This window comes from Bacillus sp. FSL K6-0073, assembly GCF_038006085.1.
GTDB classification, from domain to species: domain Bacteria; phylum Bacillota; class Bacilli; order Bacillales; family Bacillaceae_G; genus Bacillus_A; species Bacillus_A cereus.
Genome location: NZ_JBBOUN010000001.1, coordinates 2,372,132 through 2,398,163, shown reverse-complemented (window position 1 = coordinate 2,398,163; position 26,032 = coordinate 2,372,132). Strand labels below are relative to the sequence as shown.

Genomic DNA, 26,032 nt, shown 5'->3' with positions numbered 1-26,032 from the left:
TCCAATTCTCAATCTTCCAATTCCCAATCGCAAAGAGACTTAGCCGAGCAAGGCTATGTAAAGAAAAAAGGATGTAACTGCAATAAAAATAAATAGTTTATTTTATGGATGAATTCTTTTTTAAAAGAATTCATCTTTTTTTGCTGATCGGAAATTTTTAAAGTTACATAACTTATGCCTTAAATGAGAAAGGGTAAATTATACTTTTTTATACGAACTTAATAAAGAGTAATTATTCAATTGATTTATTACTTATTTCCTCAAAAAATATAGTCCTTCCTAAATTTATTAGGAAGGACTATATGCAAACCCCTGTTTAATTTCCTACTAAACATTGTAACAAATTAAACGATATTAATACCTGCACTTACAAATCCAGCAACTGCAGCTATTGGACTTGCTGCTGTTAATGAAACATATAACAGTATTTTATCCCCAGCTGCTACTGGAATAGCTTCAGGTATGATTCCTGATGCTGTAGAACCAATCGCTATTGCGGCAAATGCTGGTGTTAATAAAAGAGGTGCGCCTTGTACTGTAAACGTATTGCTTGCTGCAGGTGCAGTTAATATTTGTATTTGCACTTGAACAGGTGATAATGGAGCTAATGCAGCTGTTGCACTAAAGAAACCAGCTAATGACGTAATAACCCCTGCGCGTGGTGCTACAAATGCATAATCACCTACACCTAATGCTAATGTGATACTTGTTCCACCAGTTAAAGCTACACCAGGCTGACTAAATCCAAATCCAAGAAGAGTTCCTGTATTAGCTATTAACGCGTTAACTAACGCAGATGGTGTTGTACCTGAAGCAAATGGAATAATAGCTCCGCCACCAGTTGCACCAGTTGCTCCTGTTAAACCTGTTGCTCCTGTTAAACCTGTTGCTCCTGTTGGACCTGTTGCTCCTGTTGGACCTGTCGCTCCTGTTAAGCCTGTTGCTCCTGTTAAACCTGTTGCTCCTGTTAAACCTGTTGCTCCCGTTGGGCCTGTCGCTCCTGTTAAGCCTGTTGCTCCTGTTAAACCTGTTGCTCCTGTTAAACCTGTTGCTCCACCAGTACCTGCTGGACCTGTCGCTCCTGTTGGGCCTGTTGGACCTGTCGCTCCGCCTCCTGGACCTGTTGGACCTGTTGGACCTGTTGCTCCGCCTCCTGGACCTGTTGGACCTGTTGGACCTGTTGCTCCGCCTCCTGGAGTAGCACCAATTAATTGAGTTAATAAGTTTAATAAAAGTTGTAAACTTGCAGGGTCAATAATTAAAGAGAAGAAGAATGGTGCAAGAGCACTGTAGAATTGTTGTAATAAAGAAAGTAATTGACTTAGATTTGGGTTAGGAGATTGTAGTAAATTAATAATACTTTGAATTAATTGTTTTAAGAAATTCCCTTCTGGGGAAGGTGCTAATTCATTTAGTAAGTTCAATAGTTGAGTAAACAAATTGAGTAAAGCTAATCTGTTTGCATCACTTGGATTTGCAAAAAACGCTGCAATAGCCGCTATTAAAGAGTTTAGTAAAGTAATTAATCTACCTAATTGCTCACTAGTAATTGGAACTGTTTGTGGATTGTTACAGCAATCTGGAGTGAAAACAATCGGATTATTGCAGTGGTTATGACCAAAACAATTATTGTTTGTCATTTATGTCCTCCTTACTTGTTTTATATTTGAGTTTTTCCTATTATAAGGATCATAAAGTTGTAAAAAAATATGTTATATATTGACTTAAAATAGGAAACATGAAATATAATTAAACTTACAAACGCTATTTAATTATGTTCATGACTCACATATTAATTATATGTTTTTAATAATTGACTGCTTAGATTAAATACCTAAACTTACGGGTTTATTTTATTTTTCCACGTTTATCTCTTAGGTTTAAATACACATATTAATTTGAATATACTCAACAATTAACAGTGCCATTTTTTTATATAAATATACATTATTTCTTTACTAAGATTGTGTTCTCTTTTTAAACATGAAGCCGTTTGTATTATAGAGACTCTCATACATTATGTCAGAAAATTCATTCTATAATTCACTCCAATAAACTATGAAAAGAAATAAAACCCTCTACCATTCAACTATTTAAGATATCAAAGATTGAATGTTTCATCACTTAAATTTAACTACTTTAATGTAGAACAAAAAAGACAGATTCCTTTTCATTAAGGATCTGTCCTTTTAATTAATAATGATAAATTGTAATATAATTGAAGATCCTTGCGATGGAGGTTGAGTATCCAATAAAGTTAATTTACCAGTACTCACCTCATATAATGGCTGTGGTTGCATTATTCCATTAATAAATAAATTAATATATGAAACTTCACTAGGCGATAATATATTCGTTGTACCATATTGAGGTATCCCATCGGCATCTGTATATATAAGTTTCTCTCCATCTGCAAAAGTATAATATAACAAATTGGTTGTTGTGATAGGACCAATACCCCCAGTAGGGCCTGTTGCTCCGGTCGGCCCCGTTTCTCCGGTTGGGCCTGTTATTCCGGTTGGGCCTGTTGCTCCTGTCGAGCCTGTTTCTCCGGTTGGGCCTGTTATTCCGGTTGGCCCCGTTTCTCCGGTCGGCCCCGTTATTCCAGTCGGGCCTGTTGCTCCGGTCGGTCCCGTTTCTCCGGTTGGGCCTGTTGTTCCGGTTGGGCCTGTTGCTCCGGTCGGGCCTGTTGCTCCGGTTGGTCCCGTTATTCCGGGCGATCCCGTTATTCCAGTTGGTCCCGTTGCTCCGGTTAGCCCGGTTACTCCAGTTGGTCCCATTATTCCGGTTGCTCCTGTTGCTCCGGACGGCCCCGTTGCTCCGGTTGGTCCCGTTATTCCGGTTAGCCCGGTTATTCCAATTGGTCCTGTTGCTCCGGTCGGTCCTGTTATTCCGGTTGCTCCTGTTATTCCGGGCGGCCCCGTTATTCCGATTGGTCCCGTTATTCCAATTGGTCCCGTTGCTCCGGTCGGTCCTGTTACTCCAGTCGGTCCTGTTATTCCAGTCGGTCCTGTTATTCCAGTCGGTCCTGTTACTCCGGTTGCTCCCGTTATTCCGGTTGCTCCCGTTATTCCGGTTGCTCCTGTTATCCCTGTCGCTCCGGTCGGTCCCGTTATTCCAGTTGGTCCTGTTGCTCCGGTTGGAATATAAATTGGTGGAAGAATCGGAAATGTAGGTCCAATATTTTCTGGTCCTATCATCCCCTTATTCAATGATAATTTGTCATTGCGTTTCAAGTTAATACCTCATTCCACATGTTTTTTAACTCATACATATCATTTAGACCTTATCATTAAAGAATAACTTTATAACTATTCTCTTTTCTTCTCATAATAATTATTACATGTATTACACATTTTACCGTTGCTATAGCCACTATTATTAATATAATAAATTGATCATTCTATTTAAAAAGTAGTAAATCTATAACATTCTTATTTAAAAAGATGAGGTGATTTATATTCAAGATAATAATGAAATTAGAAAAAAGGAACTAATGTCAATGGCTCTTGACATTATTTTCCCTTACAGGCTTACGGGGCCTACCGGGAATACTGGATCTACTGGAAGTACTGGTCCTACCGGAAGTACTGGGCCTATCGGAAGTACTGGACCTACCGGGAGTACTGGGCCTACCGGAAGTACTGGACCTACCGGAAGTACTGGACCTACCGGAAGTACTGGACCTACCGGGAGTACTGGTTCAATCGTTACAACAAACTCTATGTTCGCTAATAATACATCAGGTGGTTCTGTTTCAGTCGTATTAGGAGGAACAAACATTCCACTGGCAAATAACCAAAGTCTCGGTAATTTTACAGTTAACGCTTCAAATGACGTATTTACAATTCCTGTAACTGGAAGATATCATTTAACCTATCAAGTTAATACGACAACCGCTCTACTTGCTGGAACTAGACTACTATTAAACGCTTCTACGCCAATTCCTGGCTCTATTTTTTCTCCCGCTTTATCCACTTCAAATTATAGTAATAACTTAATTACTAATTTAAATGCTGGTAATACAATCTCACTACAATTATTTGGTATATTATCCGTCGTGAATTTAGTTGGAGGCGGATCAACAGGTGCCTCTCTTACAATTATACGAATTGATTAAAAAAATGATTCATTGTTTTTATAATAAACAATCTAAATACTCAATTGATAAATATTACGATAGTGATTAAGTAATAAAAATAAATTTTACTATATCCATAGTAGAAAACATCTATACTAAATTTTCCGTATATATATTATCAATTTACACTCACCCATGTCGATGTTACATTAAAGATGAAGATTGTTTCTTCTTTACAGACCATCTCAATATGTATTTGAGGAACATCTCCAATCCTATACGCGAGAGCAATACTATATTGACACTCAATTGAGTGTCTTTTTTTATATTCAAAAAATAAAAATCAGACTACTTTATATACTAATCCATCCACATACCCTATGTGGTTTAAAACTTTTAAGAGGAAACCTTCTAACAATAGGTTTCCTTCCATATCATATTAAATAAGAAGCAGGTTAAATACGGAGGTGATTTTGATTAAGACTACTTTAATTTCTCATTTTTACAATGAAGAATATTTACTTCCATGGTGGTTAATGCACCATACAAAGCTATTTGATCATGGCATTCTTATTAATCGTGGATCCACTGATCGTTCAGTTGAAATCTGTAAAACATTCGCTCCTAATTGGGAAATACGAAACTCAAAATCACTCGAATTTGATGCTTATTTAGTTGATCAAGAAGTTATGGAAATTGAAAGAGAAATTACAGGATGGAAAATGGTATTGAATACGACAGAATTCCTGTGCTGTTATAATAAAGAACAATTTTTTAAATCACTTAGCACTATGGGCGGCAATATGTTTTCAATAAGAATGATTATGATGATTGATGAACCGACTTATGGCTACACTAATCCAAGATATAGTTCTCCGCTTGTTAAACAACGTTATCACGGCATAATAATTCAACCTAATCCAAATCAACTATATCTTAACGGTAGATTAATTCACAATAATTCGCACGGGAACTATAGAGTCGGGAGACATGGTTCGCATTATCCTTATAGCATTTACATGGAACCTGCTTTTATTTTTAAATTTTTTTACAGTCCATGGAACGATCCAATGAAAAAACGAAAATTACAAATTGGGCCGACTCTTTCTCAACATAGTGTACGACGTGGATTAGGTTCTCATCACTTAACAACAATTGAAAAATTAGAAAAAAAATACAAATACTATGCAACCTTAACTACGGATCTCCGGTTATTCCCAGAATACCAAATTATATTTCCTGATCTTTGTCCTTAATGTCATGAATATTTAGTTTCGACATCTATCCGTTTTTTATTAACATACCAACTCCAACTAAATACTTTTCTCTAGTAGAAATCTGAGCTAGAACTCTTGCTGCACGCAAATTCCTCTTATTTAATCTCGTATCACTAGCCTATAATCTTTCATACCATTTCATTCAGCACTTGATGTTGGATCAGAAATAAAAAATGGTAATTCATTTGGAAAATTTTCAAATTCAGATTATATACCTTCTAAAACAAAGAATTCAAACAATAGAACCTAAACTAATGTTTTAAGTTATGGCTTTATTTTTTTTTATTATTCACTTTAAAATCTTTTTATAATAATATTGAAAAATACGGTATAATATAAATTACTGTTCTTTAGGAGGATTACAATGGCTGATAAGTATAAATTTTTCATTCTCATTGTTACCGCATTTTTTTCATTCTTTTCTTTAATAAAAGATTTTCGCAACACTTCAAAAAGTTTCTTTTGGGGTAGTTTTATCATTCTTACAAGCTTCATGATACTATTAATACATGCTCTAGATTTAACTCAAATACTTTTTTATCCAAAGCAAATTGCGCTTGAATTTATTACAATACCACGGAAATTATTTTTACCATCTGTCACTGAGGCCGCCAGTCTCCCTCCAACACTAAGATAATAATTTGATTAAGAGCTCTTTCTAAAAGAGCTCTCTTTTTTTACATAAACATACCATATACAAAATCCAACCTTAACCACTTAATTACTTATAAGAACCTAACTTATAAAACGCATAATAATTATACTTATTTACTAGTATACAAGCCGTATCTCTTAGTAGAAGCACAGCATATTATACGATACAGGACAAAACTTTCAAAACACTTGTCCGAGTTAATTTTCAAAAAGGGGTGAACATAAATGCCTATCGTTAAACCTTTTATAGCTGGAAGACGATTTGTAAGCACAGCAGCAACAGGAACTGCTGCTGGAGCAGATTTAACTTTTGCTAACACAGACTTCACTGATGACACTGGTGCTGTAACAACATTCCCTGCTTCTTATGCCTTTTTAACACTTTATATTAATGGTGTTATTCAAACAGGTGATACTATTACTGGTGTGACTACTACAGCTGCTACTATTGTAGGAGGAGCAGTCCTAGATGGAGGCACTCCTATCGCAATTGAATTTACTATAACGTAACTTTAGTTGTCTTTTTAGAGGTTTCATTAAAAGAAACCTCTAATTTTAAAAATTTACATCAATTTTAGTAGCAACTACATAATACAAGTGCATATACTAAATAGAATAATAGAAATTTATACTCACTCTCAAAAAGAGCACTTATCTATAGTGATCTTTTATATAGCACAATATTTTTTCGCCTATTTGCTCTTGGAGAACCTACTAAGCAGTTAGCTAAATTAGCTAACTGCTTTTTCGATATTGTATTTATTATTCATAGCTTTATCCATAATAGTAACGCTTGTGCACTATCTACTATAAATTTTCATATATTGTATTATGCTTGTCCAAAACGTGAAGTTAATACTCACGAAATCTAAATACAAGAAAGGAGTGAAAATATGCGCTCATCCATTCGTAAATTCACTAATTTTAATTGTGAAGCACAAGCACCTAGTACACTACCTGCCCTAGGTTTTGCCTTCAATGCTACTTCACCTCAATTTGCAACATTATTTACACCACTACTATTACCTAGTACAGGCCCAAATCCTAACATTACTGTCCCTGTAATCAATGATACAATTAGTACTGGAACTGGTATTAAAATTCAAGTAGCTGGTATTTATCAAATTAGCTATACATTAACGATTAGTCTTGATAACGTTCCAGTAGCCCCAGAAGCAGCACGCTTTTTCTTGACATTAAATTCATCGACTAATGTTATTGCAGGATCCGGAACCGCAGTCCGTTCTAATATTATTGGAACTGGTGAAGTCGATGTATCAAGTGGCGTCATTCTAATTAACTTAAACCCAGGTGATTTAATTCAAATTGTCCCCGTTGAAGTAATAGGTACAGTAGATATTCGTTCTGCAGCGTTAACAGTTGCACAAATTCGTTAATAAAGTGAAACTTTAATCATTGGGTTTTAGTTCATCCCCCCATGATTATTAGCCCTCACCAATTGGGTTGCCCGTTAATGCGGGATAAAAACAAAAGACTTGGCTAACTAACATTTAATGTTCCTTATACACACTAAAAAATATTTTTATAGATTTGACACACATTTATATCAAACAAGCATATTTTATTGTATGTTGACTATATAGTCATACAAATCTAAAGCGTTCATAAAAGCACACTTATATGTGTGCTTTATTTTTAATTAAAACCTACAACATTCTCAAACAATATCCATATATTATCTTGATTCCTCTCTAAATATATAGTTTGTCTCAGAGCGCTTTTAACAGCGCTCTTTTTATTTAATTTTAAAGTTCGATTTTATGCTTTACGTTATACACATGCTATACTACTTTTGAAACAAGGTATACATCTAAAGACTGTAAGTGAACAATTCAGTTATAAAGATATGTTCATAACATTAAATCGCTATTCACATGTTTTGCCTGGAATGCAGGAGGATGCTGTTAAAATATGTAGTGAAAAACCATTTGAATAGTAATATTTACAAATACAAAAAATGCGGTTTCTCCTCTCAAGAGAAACCGCAACATATCAATGTTTTTACTATATTTTAAACTGACTCGTATACAGATCAAAATAAAACCCTTTATCTTCCATGAGAGACTCATGATCCCCTCTTTCTAAAATTCTTCCATCCTTTATAACAAGGATTTGATCTGCTTTTTCAATTGTTTTAAGTCGGTGAGCGATCACAAAACTTGTGCGACCTCTCATTAAATTATTTAGTCCTGCTTGTATTTGTAATTCTGTTCTTGTGTCAATATTAGATGTCGCTTCATCTAGAATTAATATATCTGCATCTGCTAAAATTGCTCGTGCAATCGCAAGAAGTTGTTTTTGTCCTTGACTTAAATTCGATCCTTCTGAAGCAATTTTTGTTTCATATTTATTTGGCAAATGCTTAATAAAAGAATGTGCAGATGCTGCCTTAGCTGCAGTGATAACTTCTTCATCAGTAGCATCTAAGCGTCCATAACGGATATTATCCATAATCGAACCAGCAAATAAATACGTATCTTGTAAAACTACTCCTATTTTACTTCGTAAAGAATTAATATCATAATCTTTTATATCTTTTCCATCAATATGAATTTGTCCTTGCTGTATATCGTAAAAGCGAGTTAACAAATTAATGATTGTTGTTTTCCCTGATCCAGTCGGACCAACTAAAGCAATTGTCTCTCCTGGCTGCGCTTTAAGACTCACTTCTTTTAAAATTGTTTTATTTTCTGCGTAGCCAAATGAAACATTCTTAAGTGCAACATGCCCTTGTAAATTTTGTACAACGAATGCGTCTTTTTTATTTTGAATTTCTGGTACCTCATCCATAATCTCAAAAACACGTTCTCCACCAGCAACTGCCGCTTGAATTGTATTCATTAAAGTCGCAAATTGACTTAGCGGCCTTGAGAATTGACGAGAATAATTAATAAAAGCCGCAATAACTCCTACTGTTGTCATTCCGTTTAAGACCATAACTGATCCGGTCCCAATGACAAGCCCCATACCTAAGTTATTAATAAAGTTCATACTTGGAAAAATAAAAGCTGAAAATATATCAGCCTTCGTAGCTGAAACTCTTAGCTGTTCATTAATTTTATTGAAATTTTGTACAGTTTCTTTTTCTTTTCCATACAACGTTGTAACATCCGCACCTGTAATTGCTTCCTCAATAAATCCATTTAGTTCACCTAAATCTTTTTGACGCTTCGCAAAGTTTTTACCACTATATGCAACTAGTTTTTTTGTAACGTAAAACATAATAGGTACTGTAATTAAAGTTACAATTGCTAAAATCCAATTTAAGGCGAACATTGTAATCGTTACACCTATAAAAGTTAATGCTGATGAAATAATTTGTACAACACTTTGTGTCAAAGCTTGGTTCAAATTATCTATATCATTTGTCACACGGCTCATTAAATCACCTTGAGAACGCACATCAAAGAACCGTAAAGAAAGCGTTTGGATTTTCTCAAAAATATCTTGTCGTATTTTTTGAATTGTTTTTAATGCAACGTTAATCATGACAAATGTTTGTAACCATGTTAAAAGTACAGTTACACCGTAAATCGCGATAAGTAACATACACATTCTTGCTGTACCACTTAAATCTTTCGGTACAATATATTGATCTATAATGACTCCCATAAAATAGGGACCTAATAATCCAAGTAAAGTAGTAACAACGACTAGAAATATAACAAACATTAGAGCAGCTTTTTGATAGCCCATATAGTTCCATATCCGCATTACAGTTCCTTGGGCATTTTTAGCTTTTCCCATCTTTGGTGTGTTTCGTCCACCTTTATTAGCAAATTGCCCTTGAAAATTACGCATGTTCTTCCCCACCTTCTTTATGCAAATTACCACCTTGGGAAAGATAAATTTCCTGATAAACCTCACTTCGTTCTAACAATTGTTCATGTGTACCATTGCCAACTAATTCACCATTATCTAATACAAGTATTTTATCCGCATCCATTATGGAAGAAATTTTGGACGCGATTAATAAAGTCGTTGTGCCTTTATATTTTGTTTTTAAAGCTGTTTGAATAGTAGCCTCTGATTTTGCATCAACTGCTGATGTAGAATCATCTAATATGAGAATCGGTGGTTTTCTCACAAGTGCCCTTGCAATTGATACACGTTGTTTTTGTCCACCTGATAGATTTGTCGCACCTTGTGTTAAATTATATTGATAAGATTCTTCCAGCTTATTAATAAACTCAGTCGCACAAGCTGATGCAGCTGCTACTTCCAGCTCATCATGTGTTGCATTTTCTTTACCATAACGTAAATTCTCTTCTATACTACCTGAGAACAACAAGGCCTTCTGAGGTACAAACCCTATTGAAGCACGGAGTTTTTGCAAATCATATGTTTTAACATCTATTCCATCTATACATATTTCACCTTGATCCACATCATATAGACGTGGTAACAGTTTCGCTAAGCTAGATTTACCACTTCCAGTTGATCCAATAATCCCTACTTTTTCACCTTTTTGTATGCTAAACGAAATATCTTTTAAAACGTATTCATTATTTTTCGTATAGCTATAACTAACATTTTTAAATTCGATATTCCCCTCGATTTTCTCAGGTTCGATTGCATTCGCTTCGCTTATAATATCAACCTCGGTATTTAACACTTGCTGTACACGATCCGCAGATGGAAAAGCTCGCGCAATTTGAATAAATACCATGCTAATCGACATAAGTGACATTAAAATGATATTCAAGTAATTAATAAATGCCAAAATCGCTCCTACTTGAAGCGTTCCATTGAATACTTTTTCTCCACCAATCCATAATGTTGCGACAATCCCGCCACTTACAACTAGCATAATGATTGGCATCATTAAAGAAATAAGTTGCACAGCTCGAATATTTATCTTCGTTAAATTTGTATTTACACTTCCAAATTGAGCGATTTCATATTTTTGTCTTACATACGCTTTTATAACACGTACACCAGATAAATTTTCTTGTAACTTTGTATTCACTTTGTCCAATGCCTCTTGCACCTTTTTAAATGTACCACTTGCTTTGCTTGCAATTAAAATAATCGCAAGTAATAAAATCGGAACAACTACAAGTAATATTGGAAATAACTCTCTTGCTGTTACAAAAACAATAATTATACTTCCCATAAATAACAGCGGACCACGAACGAGAACACGTAATGTCATTGTCATTGCTGATTGAATGGAAGTGATATCATTCGTCACGATCGTTAATAATTTACCTGTTCCAAATGAATCACGATTATTACTAGAAAATGTTTCTATTTTCGCAAACACATCTTTTCGTATGTCAGTAGCGAAATTAACAGCTGCTTTTGTAGAATATATCATACACCCAAGCCCTCCAACTAAACCGAGTGCTGCTGCTCCTATCATAAGAAGCCCCATTTTTATTACATAATTTAAATCCCGATTTGCAATCCCAACATCAATGATATGTTGCATAATAGTCGGTTGAATTAAGTCCATCGCAACCTCAAGTACCATAAATAGCGGTCCAATAATAGCGAAGAACATGTATGGTTTTAAATACTGTAATAACTTACGAAATGATTTCATACATAATCTCCTTTTCCCATGAAATTACCACTGAATAATTCATATCCCTCCTTATTTAAGTGATATTTTTTGTAATTTCTTCATTACTTTTATTATATTATGCAAATTAATATTTAACATTATTAAATGATAAGTATTAATGACTTTCTGGTCAATAAATGTGCTTTATATTATGTAAATACAAAAACCGCATTCTTAATGAAAAGAATACGGTTTTTTCATCTATATTTCTTCAATTGTAAAATTTAAAAACTCAGTCTCAAATCCCTTATTTTTAGAAGGACTACACGTGTAAAAACCTATTTTAATAGGCTCATTCCCTATATCCTCCATTAAATGAGCGATTCTTATTTGTTCCCATTGATGGTTCTTTTTCACATATATTGTATAATCACTGCGTTTTCGAATAATTCGAAAACGCAGTTGTTGCTTAGCTGCTTCAGTTGGATAATCTTGCGTTGACCAGTCAGAATATCCATTATTCGTTACGACAGCACCTAAGTGAGATGGCCCTTCAGGGATATATTCTAAAGATGTTTTTAGCCAACAGTTCTCCGAAATCATAACAAAAAGACCTGCTTGATCGAATTTTGAATTTGGATTCATACGTAACTGAACTTCAGCTTGAAAGTCTGTCATCATCTCATTATAAAATACATGACCATTCATTACTTCAAAACCATAATGTGTTTTAAGCCAAAAATCGGTTTCTGCTTTCGAACGGACAATAAACGCATGATTATCATTAATTTTATAGTATTCAGGTACATTCATTATAGTGAGTTGCTCAATACGTTCTGGTATATACGATATATTCATAGCTCCTCCATAATAAAGCATTTATATAGACATTTAAAACTCCGCTAATACTGGAAATTTATAACCTTTAAAATCTAACTCTTTATCACTTCGAACCATTAAATACTTGCTAGACTGTAATTCTGTAAACTGTACATCCTCAATCCCTAATTGATCCGGAGAAAAATAAAATTCGATTTCCGTAAACCTTTCATTGATTTCTCCACATAATTCATCTAAAACCGGAAGTACTGGCGCAAATACTCCAAATAATTTCAACTTTTCATTGTCTACTTCATAAACGATTAAAGCATCTAGTTTCTCTGAATAATACAATTTCTCATTCCATTCCGAATCATACATATTCAAATAAAATGAAGGATGGAAGTTTAAAGTTGAAAAACTATTTGAAAGTCTTTGGCTACTATCAATAGTTTCATGTATTAACTGTCTATTCTCTATATTATAGAAATCTAACTTTTTAAGTAGTGAATCGTTATTATTAATATTTTTATCATATGGTATAGTCATCAAATATTCCTGCACAACTTTAAATCCAAATGCTGTATATAGTTCAGGTTTTTCCGTAAACAATAATGCACATTCACATTTCTTATCGATTTCTTCTATCATTTTACTCATTAATTGTGTCATTAGCCCTTGTCTACGGAAATTAGGGTGTGTCATTACTGATTGAATACCCGCCGCATTTATTTTTTCACCATTAATTAATAATGGGAGTGAAAATGCCGCAACATTTGCAATCACTTTATCTTCTTGTAAAAATGATAAAGCTTTATATGTATCATCCCAATATCCTTTATCCGAAAAATCATTCAATGTTTGAGTTGTAATTCCCAACACTTCTTCAAATAAAGGAAATAACTGCTCTCTTTTCGGTTCTTCTATTAGAAGACTTGCCAATTTTTCAACATTCCCCATGTTGTACCTCCAAATGTTAAATTCCATTAAATTAGATATACTTATATGACCTACTCTTAAAAATAGAGGTCTTACCAATCAATATACTATCATAAAACATAAAAAAAAAGTCTAATTAATTTTATGTTTCGACTATTTGAAAATAAGTCGAATAAAAAAATATTAAGATTTTCGGATATTAATTAGTTTATTTTATAAAAATAGCGCTTTCTAATTAGCTTTTACTAATAGAAATACACTATTTATAATAAAATATTTTTATTCTTTTATCCCTTCAAGTCTTTCCTTCGTATTAATTTCTTCTCCACTTATACGCTTTTCAAAAGACTTTCTCCAACTATTTGAAAGTGCATTTACTTCTAATATCCTTTTTACCCCTTCAATATTTTGTTTTTCCTTATGCATAATACGGTTAGCGAATGCTACTGAAACACCTTTTGGATCAGACTGTAGTCTTTTTAAGGTGTCGACTGATGATACCCATCCTTCTTTTAATACACGAAAATAAAATCCTGTATATCCTGTTTCTTGAAAATATAGTGGTAACTTTGGAATATTATATTTTTTTGCTAATTTAAAACAAGGTTGCCTTGGTTGTGTTACCTGTACGATTGCCTGTCCTAGCTCAAACGTATCACCAATACAAACATCCTCTTCGCTCATACCACTAACTGTTATATTTTCTCCGAAAGCCCCATATACAAGATCTTGATTCAATTCTTTTTCCCAGTATGGATAGTGATCACCAGTATAAACACAAACTGCTTTATCTACTCCTCCATGATGAACTAAGTCAGCTTGTCCATCCCCATTAAATTTTACAAAGGATAAATATACCGGTTCCTTTACTTGTTTCTTATTTATGCCTGTATGAACTACCTTTCCGCCGTATGTAACCTCTTTTGGTAACCCTATATTTAAAGATAATAATTGATATTCATTAGCCATTCTATTTCCTCCTTTAAAGGTGTTACATGTATTTTCTCTCAATTAATTTTTACAACCCTCTCTGTTATATAAAGATGATTATAAAACCTCTAAAATCATTGTTCAATTCAATTATTTATATAATAATGATAGGTATAACCTATTATTATACTTGAGGTGATTCCAATCGAATTACGACAACTTGAATACTTTTTAGCTGTTTCAAAAGAATTACATTTCACAAAAGCAGCTGAGAAATTAAATATTTCACAGCCTTCTCTAAGCCAACAAATACGTGCATTAGAGCATGAACTAGGAATGCCACTTTTCGATCGAATTGGTAAAAAAATATCTTTAACTGAAGCAGGAAAGATTTTATTATCACATAGTAAAACCATTTTTCATGAAGTTGAACAAGCTCGTTCAGCTATTCAAGACCTAAACGGATTACAGCAAGGTTCCTTAACAATAGGGGCTTTGTTAACCGTCGTAAATTATTTACTACCACTAACTATTTTAAATTTCAATAATTTATATCCCAATATAGAGCTTTCTGTATTAGGGCTTCGCACAGGAGATATCCGTGAAAAATTATTACAAAACGAACTAGATATTGGAATTACATTTCTCCCGGTGCAAGATAAAGAGATTATCTCTATCCCTCTATACAAAAGCGATCTTACATTAGTCGTGCCCACTGGTCATCGATTAGCTGAACGTAATCATGTATCTATTGCTGAATTACAGAACTATCCTTTAATTCTTTTACCTAAAAATTTCTTTTTAACCGAACTAATTACATCTCATTGTCAAAAATTCAACTTTAAACCAAGACCAATTTTAGAAATTAGCACGATGGAATCTTTAATCCAAATGGTTTCCAAAGGAATGGGAATTACAGTGTTACCCAAACCATATATAGACTTTTTACAAAATAATAACATTCAAGCTATTAAAATAGAAAACCCTACTCCAACAATTGAAATAGGGTTAATTTATAGAAAAGATAAATATATGTGTGCTGCAACTCAAGAATTTATTGAACAACTAAAAAGCACAGTAAGTTCTTTCCAAAACTAAAAAAAGAGATTATCCTATGAAACCGTTTCACAACGATCTAGTAGAATAATCTCTTTTCAAAACAAAGTAAACATTATATTAAACTCTTATAGATTTTAATGTACCTTTTTAGATATTGGAATATATTTAGTAAAATATGCACCAACTAGCAATAATACAATTGAAAATAACCAAGTAAAAGCACCGCCAAAGTGAAACCAATATGCAAACATATTTAAAATTGCGAGTGAAAAGAAGCAAATAGAAGTTAACGCACTTTTCAATCCTTTTATCCCAGATTTTTTTCTCTTTTGATAAGCAATATACATCGCAATAACAAGAAAAAAGATAAGAACAAATGGTAACATAACTTTTAGCATTGGTAATCCCTCCAGTGTAAATGCACTCTCTTCATTATCAGCTTATCTCATTTATCTTTTAGGCATCAATTCATTCTTATCTTCCCTCCAAAAGTCAGTATAAGTTTTATTTTTAAAGTTCACGTTCACCTCAGAAAACGGCATACTTCCTCCAACTTTCAATGAGTACCAGTCGTTTAAAAGTGGTGATCCGAAACAAATCTTCATTGTACGATCATGTAAATCGAATAATACAGAATGTAAAGTTCCAAACCATTCTTCATAGTTATGTACAGTCAGTCCATCAGGATATTCTTCTTCTACTAACTTTTTTAAAGACTCTATGCTCACTTGTTCATATCCATTTAAATGCTCATGTAAAATATGATATCTCTTTGTAGATTGTTCTAATTTCCTATTATTTAATTTCTGAATTGATGAACTAACTGCATGGTTTGTTGATACAATAAAAGCTTGGTTGTCACCATCAATCGTTGTTGTGGATTTATGACCGTCAAATATTTCAATATGTGCTGCATTTAAAGGATCAGCTACTATTAAATTAATATTACTAGCAATTGGTATTTCTTCTATTAGTGATTTAGCTTCCTGCACATTTTTACATTTCTCCAACAACAATCGAATTACCGCAAAACACTGTAAACCATTTACCATTGGCTTTCTTAAACCTACAATGTTTCCTACTGGTTGACCACATGCTGAAAATGTAACAGATAATCCATGTTCGTTAACCCCTTCTGTTCGACCAAAATATTGAGTAGAAAAGCCACTATGTGCATACGCACCTTCAACATGCGTCGAGCAAAAACGCATATCATCTATTACTGGTGACAAATCATAATTTCTTAATACATAAGTGTGAGTTGAATCTGTCTTTTTAGGTAATACTGCACAATGACTACAACCTGCTTTCAATAGTGTTTGATAGTAATACATCATATTTTTTGAAGGAATTTTTAACACTTCACAAAAACCTTCAATTTCTTCATTAATTCCAGAACAATATTGATTTAATATATTTCTAGATTCTGTCCAATGGTTATGCGATATTAAGTTTTCTTGCTCTATAAATTGCGGAATAAGATAAGAATGTTGTTTCACAAATTCACCTTGTTGCTTACCAATTTCATAATGACTTCCTTTGAGCGATGAAAAATACCCCTTTACTTGATACATCAAATTCCCCCTCTTATTAAACATATCCATATCGTACCAAATAAATCCCATTCATTCTTGATGTTTTTTACTACCTTACCTTAACTCCATGCCACTTAAAAACCTCCACTAATAATTATTTTTTTGTTAATATTGCTACAGAAGCTTTATTTCAAAATAAAATAGTTTAATATCAAATGAGCAAAATACTATATTGAACTTACTCGTAAGCAATCATCTAATTTTTGAGATTAAGAAACTTATTTATCAAAGCAAAAGGAGAATTTATGTATGAGCAATTGCAAACCAATTGATGAATTAACTATTGAAGACCTAAAACAAAACCCCATTTGGGAATGGGCAATAGATGAAGAGGAAAACGAAGAACATGACGAAACATGGGTAAAACCAGCAGCAACTACTAATTTTACAGAGGAGCTAAACGGTTCAATCGTACTAGGCGAACTATTCTTACATAATAGTGAAAAGTTCCCTATGATGTGTGAAATTGACATTGAAAATAACGAGGCAGTAATTCGTTCTGTTGTTTATTATAACGAAGCAGAAAATGAGTATATTGCTATAGAAGATATTGTGAAAACGGTCGAAATGCCGTTATCGATTATTATTAACCTAACAATTCATGCAGAATCCAAAACCTTACGCTTCACTGCACATAAAGTAGATATTTATAAAAATTCAATAACGACTAATTTAAATTAAAGTTGGGCGAAATAAAGAAAACAATTATTAAATAAAGTGAAGCTTTAATCAGTGGGGGTCTTACTGCCCAGCAAATAGCGGGATAAAAACCGGAAAATCATTATCGATTCCCCGGTTTTTCAAACTAGATTAAAGTATTCCCTTTTCTACTAAAGTCTCTGCGATTTGAACTGAATTCCAAGCCGCACCTTTTAATAGGTTATCGGAAACAATCCAGAGGTGGAATCCGTTTGGCATATCAGGATCTTTACGTATTCTTCCGACAAATGTATCTATTTTTCCTTCTGCATATAATGGCATTGGATACAGCTGTTTACTAGGGTTATCCTGCAAAATAACACCTGGTGCATCCATTAATACTTCCTTAATTTCCGCAACGGTTGCTTCTTTTTCCAGTTCTATATAAACCGATTCTGAATGTCCTGATACAACTGGAACACGTACACAAGTAGCTGCCATTTTCAGGTTTTCATCTTCTAATATTTTCTTCGTTTCTTGAATCATTTTTACTTCTTCAAAAGTAAAATCATTGTCTGTAAATATATCTACTTGAGGCAGTACATTAAACGCTATTGGGTAATGTTTTTTATCTTTTTTCGCCGGTAATATATTACTTTTCACTTCTTCACCAGCAAGCATAGACTTAGCCTGCTCTTGTAATTCATGAATCGCATGAATGCCAGAACCCGATACAGCTTGATATGTTGAAACGATAATTCTTTCTAAACCGAATGATTTTCGAATCGGCTGAAGTGCTGTTACCATCTGTAATGCTGAACAATTTGGAACTGCAATGATACCTTTATGCTGCTTTAAAGTATGCGCATTCACTTCCGGAACAACGAGCGGTACACCTTGTGCCATTCGGTACTCACTTGTGTTATCAATTACAATCGCACCACTAGAAACTGCATGAGTTACAAATTGTCTAGATACTTCTCCCCCAGCGCTAAAAAAGGCAATATCTACACCTTCAAAGCTAGTTGTTTTTGCCTCTTTTATAATTATCTCTCGTCCTTTGAATCTTACTTTCTTACCAGCGGATCGTTTTGACGAAAGCAATGTAACTTCAACTATATTAAACTTCATTTCATTCTCTAACAGTTCAATAATTTTTTGCCCTACCGCACCTGTAGCCCCAACAACAGCTACATGATAGCCCTTTTTTTTCATCTTTTCTCCTCCAATATCACCTGAATGAATATTTCTACAATTTCATTTTATACAGAATTTAATCATTTGGAAAATTAAAATACATGATATAATCATTCACAAATCATGATAATAAAAGAGGGATCGCTTATGGAAATGAGACATGTTAAAACATTTTGCGCCATTGTGAAGTATGGTAATTTTTCTAAGGCTGCGCATGCGCTAGGTTATGCGCAATCTACTGTTACAGCACATATGAAAGCTTTAGAGAACGATTTACATATTCCTCTTTTCGATCGGTTAGGGAAAAAAGTGCTACTTACAAAAGCAGGTCATCAATTTCATCCTTATGCATTAGAATTACTTTCAATATATGAAAAAGCGCAAGAAATCCCCCAAAATACAGATTATTTAGAAGGTACATTAAGTATTACATCTAATGAATCATTAGCGGTATACCGATTACCACAATTATTACGTACTTACAAACAGAAAAATCCAAAAGTAAATATCGTACTTGAAACAAACACAAATGAACAAGCATTACAAAAATTACGTGAAGGAGAAACAGACGTTGTCTTCATAATTGGAGAAAGTATAGAACATAATGATTTTATTACGCGTACTTTTAGTAATGAAACATTTGGATGGATTTTACCAGCTTATTCCTCTGCACATACAAATCCATTCCAGTTATTACAGGACACCCAGTTCATTTTTACAGAACAAAGCTGCGGCTATAGGCCAATGGTAGATTGTTTTTTACGTCAAAGTGGAAATATTCCAGCTAAAACATTTGAAACTTCCAATGTTGAAGTAATTAAACAATCCGTTATGTGTAAGTTAGGCATTTCAATTCTTCCTTATATTGTTGTACAAGAAAGTTGTCAAAAAGAACAACTATGTTTTCAGCCTATCGAAACTCCAACAGTTATTCAAAGTCATGTAATCTATCATAAATCTAGATGGATTTCCCCGGTGTTACAGTCGTTTCTTTCCTTACTTGAACGAGACTAAAATATTAAGATGTACATAGAAAAAGAGTAATTGCCTAATAAGCAATTACTCTTTTTCATTAATTAGTATACTATTTATTAGTCTGTCCCCCACCTGCAATTAATTTACTACCTGAATATGTACCTTTGTTCATAAACACTTGATTAATTAATTCTTTTTGCTCAGCTTCCGACATTACTCCTTTTCCTTCTCCTAAATTCCCACTTTGTAATTTCCAAATCTTATTGTGATCCCCATCGACCTTTTCATATTTTCCTTGTTTCCATCGTTCTAAAATTTCTACATATGTACTTCCCTGCACAAGATTATTACTCTTTACAATATCAATTAAGCTTTCAATCCGCTCTTGTGTAATAAAAATATAGCCCCACTTTTGATCAGCTTTCGCTTTTTGATGTGCCATTTCATGTAATGCTGTCTGTATGTTCTCATCTGTCCATTTAAAATTTTTATTAAAACCACTATTCGGCAATGAATAATTTCCATTTTCTAAAAGCTTTGCATCTTCTGCTTTTACGTTACTATCAGCTAATACTTCTACTGCTGGAGCAGCTGGTGATACCTTTTTCGCAGCTGGTTTACTATTATTTAAATAATGCAGCATACCATATGTTAAACCTACTCCGATTACCGCCATACCAGCTAGAATACCGATTATTTTAAATAGTGTTTTCATCGCGCTTGTTTCCTCCCAAATTTCTCTGTTCTGACTACCTAATTATTTCTTATATAAAAACTGTTACTTCATTCAAAATATCGCATCCCCTATCATATTATTTATATATACTTCCTCATATTGTATTTCTTTTCCTTTGAAATTAAAAGATTATTCTGTTAAATAATGAAAATATTCTACAAATTTTTCCTTTATATTTATAAAGAAACAAAAAAACAACGATTGCGTTCTACAACACTCGTTGTTTTTACTTTATGCACGATTTTCTTTTAACCACTTCGTAATAACATCTAACTTCGAAACATCAAAACGTCTTTCTTCACACACGTTCAATTTTTTTGAGTTTTTCACTATTTCTAATTCATTATTTCTTACACTTTTCGCCTCAATTAATTTACAATACCCATCTGTAACAGTATTTAAATTTTCATAATAACGTTGAAACGATTTTGATATATGTAAATGTTTTTCGAAGTTTCTTCTTCTTTTCGTCTCATCAGATACTTTCCGCTTTCTAAGTTCTTCATCGTTCGTATATAAATAAAAATATTGATCTGGAAAACCAATTTCCCTATTTATCATCTTTTCTTTATAAAAATTTTCTATTAAAGATAATGGCTGATTAAATATATCAAAATGAAAACACCAATTATAACTAAGTGGCTGATATATATCGCCATCGAGTATTACTAATTCATATTGCTTTGACTTCTGAACAGCTATATTCCAGCGCTCAACTTGTTTTTCAAAATACCATGTTCTATGTTCATTTTTTGGCCTTTCAAATAAAGAATTCACTTCAGGTATTATATAAGCACCATAATTCTTTTCTAATTCACGGCACGTGGTACTTTTACCAACAGCGCTTGCTCCCTCAAATGCTATTATCCCCATAGTTTCTTCCTCTTTCATTAACTAAAATTTCGTTGTTTCACTTTTCTTCCCCATAACTTTCTCCATAAAACAATTGAAGCAATAGTGAGCATGATTGTTGTAATGATACTACCTTCAATTCCGAACGTGCCTCCATGCAATGTTTCTGGTCCATTTGTTATAGACTTAAAAATTGGAGTAGAATATACAGTTGTGCCACTAACTGCAAAACCATATACATTATATTGAGCCCAGTTCCAAATTGAGTGCCATGCACATATTCCCCACAGACCGTCTTCTTTCAATACATATAAAGCTGCGAAAACACCCACTAATATTATATTCGATATAGATAATATTGTAATTCCCGGATTAAGTAGATGAAGAAATCCAAATAAAAATGAAGTTACAATTATTCCAACCCATATACGACTTCTAACAGAAAGAACCGGGAATAACCAACCTCGTACAATAATTTCTTCCGTTGCCCCTTGTATTAAAAATGCAACTAGAGATCCTACTATTCCTACTATCACTGTTGAGGTAATATGTTGTACTTGCAATTTCACACTCCCCATTAATAATAGTAAAATAACTGGCGTTGAAATAAATAAAAACCCTATTAACGCACCTTTTAAATACTTTCTCATCCATTTCTCTTTCCAAAAGCCAATGGATGAAAAAGGTCTTTTTTCTACAAAACGAACCCATATAAATAAAATAAATATAGCTCCGCCAAACGTTAACACCATTCTAACATTGTCATAAATACCTTTCATGAATATCGTTTCAGCTTTCGGTAAAAATAACATAAATAACATAAAAAGTTCGCCTAAAGTCAAAAATATAATGGCTAATATTACAGCAAAGACTGGATGGACCTTTTTTCTCCCTGCTTTTGCTGCTTCAATTATTAAAAATGAATTATTTTTCACTTTCTTTTCTCCTTTTATAATATTTAACTACCAACAGTAAACAACCATATTTTACCACAAAAAATACATTATTAATATTTACTCTAAGTTTTTCTTACATGATTTTGCATAAATCCAAATTAGGAATAATATATAAATAAAAGAGGTGCCTTTGTGCCTTTACTATTATCACCCAGATTACTCAGTGGCATTACCAGCACTTGCTATTTCCCACCATTTGTTGTAAGATAGTAATTAAGGTCAATTTAACACTATATTTTCTTTGCATATTATCAAGTATCAATCAGGGACAGTTTGTACTCCTTATGGGTTTTTGATAATATGTGAAATTTTATTTTCATTCAAATAAGGCCGATCATATTGTAATTTTTCTACTTTTAGGAGGCATTACCATGACATTAACAGGTAAAGTAAAATGGTTTAACAGCGAAAAAGGTTTCGGTTTCATCGAAGTTGCAGACGGTAACGATGTATTCGTTCACTTCTCAGCTATCACTGGCGACGGCTTCAAGTCTCTTGACGAAGGTCAAGAAGTTAGCTTTGAAGTTGAAGAAGGTAACCGCGGACCTCAAGCTAAAAACGTTGTAAAGCTATAATTCAAACAATAAAAAGGTTGTTACCAGCAAGGTTAACAACCTTTTTAATATATAACTAAAATTTTTTACATAAAAGGAGTGGTTACATGTATCGCAATCGAAAGAACGATGTAGCAGAAGTACCACCAGAACAAACCCCTGTTTGGGAATGTGAATCAGAGGATTGTTTAGGATGGATGAGAAAGAACTTTTCATTTGAAGAAGAGCCTAAATGCCCTTTATGTAAAAGTAGCATGAAAAGCGGAGAACGTTTATTACCTAAATTAGGTTAATTTATAATAAAAAAAACCTCTTTTAATTAAGAGGTTTTTTTATTATAAATTTATGTCCTCAACATCAGTTCGCACTATAGAATACAATAATGCATCGTGTTGCTTATTTCCTTGATGAATATATCCGCGCAATAGCCCTTCCTTTTGGAAGCCAATTTTAGATAACATTCTACAAGAAGTAACATTTTCAGGATATGTAATAGCTCCAATTCTAAACAAACCTAAATCTTTAAATCCATAATCAATAATTTCTCCAGCTGCTTCTGAAGCATAACCATTTCCCCAATAGCGAGGATGCAGATCATATCCAATCTCAGATCGTTTACTCCATAATTGTAAATTGTTTAGTCCAATTGTTCCTATTAAAACGTTCGTTTCTTTTAACACAATTCCCCATCGTATTGCCTTTTTCTCAAAGTAATTTTTTGAAAAAGATTCGATCATACGTGAAGCTTGTCCAAACTCCGTAAAAGAATTCATACCGTAGTAACACGTCACTTCATCCAATGAAAAGATTTCATATATTTTTTGACAATAAGATTGTTCTATTTCAACTAAACGTAAGCGTTCTGTTTCTAATATAGGAAATGCCATAGGATCACTCCTTTCTCTCTACTCATTCATTATATCAGAAAAAATATGTATAATTAGTAAAGTCCTTATTGTTCCATAAATCAAACATTTCTAATGGCACATTCTCTCTTAATTCTATATACACGAATTAGATACCTTCTGATTGCACCTCAAACATCACGCTATAATTTCCATAAATCGAATTTTAAATTATCAAGAACTGTAAAGAAATTGTTTCTTCATTTTCTCCTTCTAAACAACCAACCTACCCCATACATTTATGGTAAAATATAGTTAATATATTATTTTATTGTGGAGGTGAAAATTTCCTATGTATATATTCATCGGCTTATCCCTCTTACTCATATTACTTATTTTTTTATTCGCAAAGAAATTCACACCAAACTCATTCATGATGACTAGCTTTAAAGGCAATAGCTTTACGACATTTTCAATCGGTATTTTAATCGCTGCCATACTCTCACTTTCATATGGAACTTATCATGCAGTAACATATCAACCTGGTTATTTAGATATTAAATTAAAAAATCAAAACTATACTGTTTTCGGTAATGTAGGCGAATTCGGTTATTTCTCCGAAGAATTATTAAAAAAAGATACAGAAGTACAACTATATTTCATCTCTTGGAAAACAATACAGTTAAAAAATCCGGTAATACTTATAGAATATCCTTCAGGAAAACAAGAAACATGGAAGCCAAATATCGTATCAATACCGGTAAATAAATTACAGGAAAAACATGATATAAAAGATATTTATCAACTATCACCGTATTCATTTAAAGAGTCTGGAGAAATAACATTAACAATAAAAGAAAAAAATGTAAAAAACAACAAAATTTCCATTCAAATAAAATAAATAAAAACTGTTCCTCCATTTTGCTGAAGAGACAGTTTTTATTTATTCTACAGTATTATTTATTTAATATAGCCATTATTTCATTGGCTATATTCTTTCCATTTCCAATACACGCACCAATTCCGACACCGTAATATGAGGCACCAGCTAAATATACATTTGGATAAAGATTCGTCATTTTTTCTTGCAATGTTTGAACCGCTTGATTATGTTCTAAATGATATTTCGGCATTAAATCTTTCCAATTTGTAACTTCGACTACTTCTGGTTCACCTTTAATTCCAAGACTCTTTTCAATATCATATAAAGCTACTCGTACTAATTCTTCTTCACTATAATTTTTGATTGTTTCATATACCGGATTGGTGCTCTTATAAAACATTCTTACTAATAATTTTTGTTTACCCGATGTATGTTTCCACTTTCGACTTGTCCATGTACAAGCATCACAATGTAAATCACTGTTTTCCGTTACAATAAACCCTGTGCCGTCAGCTGGTAGTTGTTCATCTAGTATGTCAAATCCTAAGTAAATACTTATAAGAGATGAGTTTTTAAATGTATTAAACTGCTCATTTAACTCATTAGACTGTAATAAAGTTTGTGCTATATCATGTGGAGCTGCTAAAACAACATAATCAGCTTGTATTGTTTCATGATTTACAAAAGAAATCTCATATCGATTTTCTTGTTTACTTACAGCCGTCGTTATAGCACCTTTTTTTACGACAGTTTCAGTCAGCACTTCTTCTAAGCGATTAATTATCGTAGATAGTCCACCTTTAAATGATACGAATTTTTTATTTCCTGCTGATTGAAATTGTTTTTTATTCTCTTCAAAACCTTTAATAATACTTCCATACTTATTTTTATAATCTAGTAAATATGGTAATGTAGATGCCATTGTAAGCTCATTCAATTTACCAGAATATACGCCTGAAAGCACAGGAGCAATTTGTCTTTCCACTAACTCTTTCCCTAAGAAACTTTCTAAAAATAGAGCAAGTGATGTATCTTTCGTAAACTCTTTATTTTTCGTTATGAAATCTTTTAAAGCTACGATTTTCCCTTTCGTTGAGACTAGTGTACTGCTAAACAACGACCGGGCGCTCATCGGTATCCCAAATATAGTATCAGAAGGAATCGGATGTAACATGTTTTCAGAATATATGTAAGAAATACCCGTTTCATTATATACCATTTCATCTTCTAAATTTAAATCTTTTACAAGTGGCATAACATATTCATTACGAGCAACGATTGAATCCGCTCCTGACTCCATAATGAAATCCTTTTCTTCCACACTATGGATTTTTCCACCTAAATACTCTTCTTTCTCAATAAGAATTAAATTTAAATCGATATTATAATCCTTTTTTAATTTTTCTAAATAAAACATAGTAGAAAGTCCCGTTATACCTCCACCGATAACAACAACTGTTTTCATATGTGCTGCGCTCCTAACCGATACAATTAATAATTCCTTTTTATTA

At 33.1% G+C, this 26,032-nt stretch carries 26 protein-coding genes; 11 read left to right on the top strand and 15 right to left on the bottom strand.

The annotated features are described in order from the left end of the window. Window positions 1–344 precede the first annotated feature (344 nt). Both MHB52_RS12560 and MHB52_RS12555 read right to left on the bottom strand, forming a co-directional pair. Window positions 345–1,640, bottom strand: a complete 1,296-nt coding sequence (locus MHB52_RS12560; protein ID WP_016117910.1) for an exosporium glycoprotein BclB-related protein — start codon at window positions 1,638–1,640, stop codon at window positions 345–347. Window positions 1,641–2,189: 549 nt separating this feature from the next. Continuing rightward, a complete protein-coding gene (locus MHB52_RS12555; protein ID WP_340767727.1) occupies window positions 2,190–3,236 on the bottom strand; it encodes a DUF4183 domain-containing protein in 1,047 nt (348 codons plus the stop codon). A 215-nt stretch (window positions 3,237–3,451) separates the two neighbouring features. On the opposite strand from MHB52_RS12555, the gene MHB52_RS12550 reads away from it, so the two are divergent. The 5 genes from MHB52_RS12550 to exsF all read left to right on the top strand — a co-directional run bounded on the left by MHB52_RS12550 (window position 3,452) and on the right by exsF (window position 7,409). After that, entirely contained in the window at window positions 3,452–4,120 is a 669-nt protein-coding gene (locus MHB52_RS12550; protein ID WP_061663168.1) for a BclA C-terminal domain-containing protein, read from the top strand. 434 nt (window positions 4,121–4,554) lie between these two features. Beyond that, window positions 4,555–5,337: a glycosyltransferase family 2 protein gene (locus MHB52_RS12545; RefSeq protein ID WP_000598287.1), complete on the top strand. Its 783-nt coding sequence runs from the start codon at window positions 4,555–4,557 to the stop codon at window positions 5,335–5,337. 385 nt (window positions 5,338–5,722) lie between these two features. Continuing rightward, complete coding sequence (locus tag MHB52_RS12540; RefSeq protein ID WP_000774116.1) at window positions 5,723–5,995, top strand: hypothetical protein; 273 nt, start codon at window positions 5,723–5,725, stop codon at window positions 5,993–5,995. 242 nt (window positions 5,996–6,237) lie between these two features. Further along, window positions 6,238–6,522, top strand: a complete 285-nt coding sequence (locus MHB52_RS12535) for a DUF4183 domain-containing protein (RefSeq protein ID WP_001123247.1) — start codon at window positions 6,238–6,240, stop codon at window positions 6,520–6,522. A gap of 383 nt (window positions 6,523–6,905) precedes the next feature. Continuing rightward, on the top strand, window positions 6,906–7,409 hold the full coding sequence (gene exsF / locus MHB52_RS12530; protein ID WP_001257881.1) for an exosporium protein ExsF: 504 nt from the start codon (window positions 6,906–6,908) through the stop codon (window positions 7,407–7,409). A gap of 628 nt (window positions 7,410–8,037) precedes the next feature. Here exsF and MHB52_RS12525 read toward each other — a convergent pair. The 5 genes from MHB52_RS12525 to MHB52_RS12505 form a co-directional block, all read right to left on the bottom strand. Beyond that, on the bottom strand, window positions 8,038–9,834 hold the full coding sequence (locus tag MHB52_RS12525; RefSeq protein WP_061663167.1) for an ABC transporter ATP-binding protein: 1,797 nt from the start codon (window positions 9,832–9,834) through the stop codon (window positions 8,038–8,040). Continuing rightward, window positions 9,827–11,581, bottom strand: coding sequence for an ABC transporter ATP-binding protein (locus tag MHB52_RS12520; RefSeq protein ID WP_061663166.1), 1,755 nt, complete (start codon window positions 11,579–11,581; stop codon window positions 9,827–9,829). The genes MHB52_RS12525 and MHB52_RS12520 overlap by 8 nt, the downstream gene beginning before the upstream one ends. 222 nt (window positions 11,582–11,803) lie before the next feature. Beyond that, the gene (locus MHB52_RS12515; RefSeq protein ID WP_044797080.1) at window positions 11,804–12,400 is read right to left on the bottom strand and encodes a DUF1349 domain-containing protein; all 597 of its coding nucleotides are present in this window, start codon (window positions 12,398–12,400) and stop codon (window positions 11,804–11,806) included. Between the two features lie 33 nt (window positions 12,401–12,433). Next, a complete protein-coding gene (locus MHB52_RS12510; RefSeq protein ID WP_044797081.1) occupies window positions 12,434–13,321 on the bottom strand; it encodes a GNAT family N-acetyltransferase in 888 nt (295 codons plus the stop codon). A gap of 258 nt (window positions 13,322–13,579) precedes the next feature. Continuing rightward, complete coding sequence (locus MHB52_RS12505) at window positions 13,580–14,269, bottom strand: MOSC domain-containing protein (protein WP_001263003.1); 690 nt, start codon at window positions 14,267–14,269, stop codon at window positions 13,580–13,582. A gap of 156 nt (window positions 14,270–14,425) precedes the next feature. Here MHB52_RS12505 and MHB52_RS12500 point away from each other — a divergent pair, with 156 nt between their 5' ends. Continuing rightward, window positions 14,426–15,328 carry a LysR family transcriptional regulator gene (locus tag MHB52_RS12500; protein ID WP_016117902.1) on the top strand — a complete coding sequence of 301 codons (903 nt, stop codon included), beginning with the start codon at window positions 14,426–14,428 and terminating at the stop codon, window positions 15,326–15,328. 95 nt (window positions 15,329–15,423) lie between these two features. Here MHB52_RS12500 and MHB52_RS12495 read toward each other — a convergent pair whose 3' ends face one another. Both MHB52_RS12495 and MHB52_RS12490 read right to left on the bottom strand, forming a co-directional pair. Then, a complete protein-coding gene (locus MHB52_RS12495; protein ID WP_000921858.1) occupies window positions 15,424–15,687 on the bottom strand; it encodes a hypothetical protein in 264 nt (87 codons plus the stop codon). 51 nt (window positions 15,688–15,738) lie between these two features. Continuing rightward, window positions 15,739–16,863 carry a C45 family autoproteolytic acyltransferase/hydolase gene (locus tag MHB52_RS12490; protein ID WP_061664732.1) on the bottom strand — a complete coding sequence of 375 codons (1,125 nt, stop codon included), beginning with the start codon at window positions 16,861–16,863 and terminating at the stop codon, window positions 15,739–15,741. A 270-nt stretch (window positions 16,864–17,133) separates the two neighbouring features. Between MHB52_RS12490 and MHB52_RS12485 the strand changes: the two genes are divergently transcribed. Next, entirely contained in the window at window positions 17,134–17,565 is a 432-nt protein-coding gene (locus MHB52_RS12485; protein WP_061664731.1) for a hypothetical protein, read from the top strand. A gap of 129 nt (window positions 17,566–17,694) precedes the next feature. Here the strand turns inward: MHB52_RS12485 and MHB52_RS12480 are convergent, their stop codons facing one another. Continuing rightward, entirely contained in the window at window positions 17,695–18,738 is a 1,044-nt protein-coding gene (locus MHB52_RS12480; protein WP_016117900.1) for an aspartate-semialdehyde dehydrogenase, read from the bottom strand. 129 nt (window positions 18,739–18,867) lie between these two features. Between MHB52_RS12480 and MHB52_RS12475 the strand changes: the two genes are divergently transcribed. Beyond that, entirely contained in the window at window positions 18,868–19,734 is an 867-nt protein-coding gene (locus MHB52_RS12475) for a LysR family transcriptional regulator (protein WP_000425900.1), read from the top strand. 70 nt (window positions 19,735–19,804) lie between these two features. Here the strand turns inward: MHB52_RS12475 and MHB52_RS12470 are convergent, their stop codons facing one another. The 3 genes from MHB52_RS12470 to MHB52_RS12460 all read right to left on the bottom strand — a co-directional run bounded on the left by MHB52_RS12470 (window position 19,805) and on the right by MHB52_RS12460 (window position 22,218). Continuing rightward, the gene (locus tag MHB52_RS12470; RefSeq protein ID WP_000853594.1) at window positions 19,805–20,410 is read right to left on the bottom strand and encodes a PRK06770 family protein; all 606 of its coding nucleotides are present in this window, start codon (window positions 20,408–20,410) and stop codon (window positions 19,805–19,807) included. Window positions 20,411–20,662: 252 nt separating this feature from the next. Continuing rightward, window positions 20,663–21,322, bottom strand: coding sequence for an AAA family ATPase (locus MHB52_RS12465; RefSeq protein WP_000656807.1), 660 nt, complete (start codon window positions 21,320–21,322; stop codon window positions 20,663–20,665). Further along, window positions 21,322–22,218: a CPBP family intramembrane glutamic endopeptidase gene (locus tag MHB52_RS12460; RefSeq protein ID WP_016117898.1), complete on the bottom strand. Its 897-nt coding sequence runs from the start codon at window positions 22,216–22,218 to the stop codon at window positions 21,322–21,324. The genes MHB52_RS12465 and MHB52_RS12460 overlap by 1 nt, the downstream gene beginning before the upstream one ends. A gap of 392 nt (window positions 22,219–22,610) precedes the next feature. Here MHB52_RS12460 and cspD point away from each other — a divergent pair, with 392 nt between their 5' ends. Beyond that, the gene (gene cspD / locus MHB52_RS12455; RefSeq protein WP_000176366.1) at window positions 22,611–22,814 is read left to right on the top strand and encodes a cold-shock protein CspD; all 204 of its coding nucleotides are present in this window, start codon (window positions 22,611–22,613) and stop codon (window positions 22,812–22,814) included. Between the two features lie 86 nt (window positions 22,815–22,900). Then, window positions 22,901–23,086, top strand: a complete 186-nt coding sequence (locus MHB52_RS12450) for a cold-shock protein (RefSeq protein WP_000286203.1) — start codon at window positions 22,901–22,903, stop codon at window positions 23,084–23,086. Window positions 23,087–23,128: 42 nt separating this feature from the next. Here MHB52_RS12450 and MHB52_RS12445 read toward each other — a convergent pair whose 3' ends face one another. Then, the gene (locus MHB52_RS12445) at window positions 23,129–23,680 is read right to left on the bottom strand and encodes a GNAT family N-acetyltransferase (RefSeq protein WP_000885387.1); all 552 of its coding nucleotides are present in this window, start codon (window positions 23,678–23,680) and stop codon (window positions 23,129–23,131) included. A 310-nt stretch (window positions 23,681–23,990) separates the two neighbouring features. On the opposite strand from MHB52_RS12445, the gene MHB52_RS12440 reads away from it, so the two are divergent. Then, a complete protein-coding gene (locus tag MHB52_RS12440) occupies window positions 23,991–24,539 on the top strand; it encodes a hypothetical protein (protein WP_016117897.1) in 549 nt (182 codons plus the stop codon). A gap of 55 nt (window positions 24,540–24,594) precedes the next feature. On the opposite strand, the gene MHB52_RS12435 is transcribed toward MHB52_RS12440, so the two are convergent. After that, window positions 24,595–25,986 carry a protoporphyrinogen oxidase gene (locus MHB52_RS12435; protein WP_000860365.1) on the bottom strand — a complete coding sequence of 464 codons (1,392 nt, stop codon included), beginning with the start codon at window positions 25,984–25,986 and terminating at the stop codon, window positions 24,595–24,597. Window positions 25,987–26,032 lie beyond the last annotated feature (46 nt).